Source organism: Azotobacter beijerinckii (assembly GCF_900110885.1).
Lineage (GTDB): Bacteria > Pseudomonadota > Gammaproteobacteria > Pseudomonadales > Pseudomonadaceae > Azotobacter > Azotobacter beijerinckii.
Map to the genome: position 1 here is coordinate 1 of NZ_FOFJ01000167.1, position 1261 is coordinate 1261.

Sequence of the window (1261 nt, forward strand, 5' to 3'; positions counted from 1 at the left end):
GCCGGCGTGCCGGCACCGGCCTTGCCGGCGCCGAGCCTGGGCACCACCCGCCTGGCCGAGCCGGCCAAGGCGATGGCGGCCACCGTCAAGAATGCTGTGAATCTGCACGTCTACGACGATCCGATGCGAATTACCCAGGCGGCATTCAACTCCCGCCAAGGGGAGGAGGATTTCGTCGTGATGCTCTCGAAGGACCCGGCCAAATACCGGTCGATCCTGCAAGTGTGAGGTCAGGAATGCAGTTTCAGTTTTTCGCGAGCCAACAGGCCAATGATGATGTGCGCGGCACGGGCAAGTTGCCCCACGTAGAGATTGCGTACCGCCGGGATGATCGCCGCGACCTGCTGGTCGCTCAGGGCCGCTTCGGGCGGGATGCTGAGCTTGCTCTTCTCCATGTCGAACAGGTTTTCATGGATGAGCTGGTATTCGGCTGCCACCTCCAGGGCCATTTCTCGCGTCAGCCCTTCTTTCATGCAGATTTTCACGACCCAGCTCTCGGTCTGCTGGAGCGTCCGGTCATGGACCGGGAACTCAACGACTTCACCCACTACTCGATCCCCCTACAAAGGTAAGGCCGAACTATGCCCAACCAGATCGGCTACGTCGACAACGCCAACGGCCAGTTGGCCCACTACAACCTGCTCGCCGCCCTCCGCCTGTTCTGCGGCGGCTTCGGCGTGCTCGGCACCCTCGGCGGCATGCGCACCGGCACCGGCACGCTCGCCGGGCTGGAGGCCTCGCCCGCGTCGGTGACCGAGACCTGGACGCTCACCTGCACGGCCGCGGCGGCCAACGGCGGAACCTTCTCGGTGGTCGGCTCGGTCTCCGGCGCCAAGGCCGACGCCACGGTCGGCGCCGCCTACGACAACGGCCTGCTCAAGTTCACGATCGGCGACGGGGCGACCGACTTCCTCGTCGGCGACACCTTCGCCGTTCCCGTCACCCAGGGTGCCGCGGCGGCCGCCGATGCCGAATGGGAGGTGCTTCGCTACGATGCCGTCTCGACCAACCGCGAGCTGATCCTCAAGGGCTCCGGCCTGAGCCGCACCGAGGAAATCTTCGTCGGCTTCCGTACCTACCACGACGCCAGCGCGGACTACTACAACCTGCTGGCCGGGGTGTTCACCGGCTACGTAGCCGGCAACTCGTTCGACACCCAGCCCGGCGCGCGGCTCTCCGGCGTGCCGGCGCACAACCAGCGGATCGACTACTGGCTGACCCTCAACGGCCAGCGCATCGCCCTGGCGATGAAGGTCGGCAC

Annotated in this window: 2 protein-coding genes and 1 pseudogene; 2 read left to right on the forward strand and 1 reads right to left on the reverse strand. The window is 66.0% G+C overall.

Annotated features, from left to right (window positions below; translation table 11 throughout):
- Positions 1-228, forward strand: a 228-nt coding sequence (locus BMY22_RS24610) for a hypothetical protein (protein WP_208599394.1), incomplete at its 5' end; no start/stop codon positions are given.
- A gap of 2 nt (positions 229-230) precedes the next feature.
- Here BMY22_RS24610 and BMY22_RS23400 read toward each other — a convergent pair.
- The gene (locus BMY22_RS23400; RefSeq protein WP_139204260.1) at positions 231-548 is read right to left on the reverse strand and encodes a hypothetical protein; all 318 of its coding nucleotides are present in this window, start codon (positions 546-548) and stop codon (positions 231-233) included.
- Between the two features lie 33 nt (positions 549-581).
- Between BMY22_RS23400 and BMY22_RS25165 the strand changes: the two are divergent.
- Positions 582-1261 (forward strand): annotated as a pseudogene (locus tag BMY22_RS25165) (hypothetical protein); the annotation flags it as partial.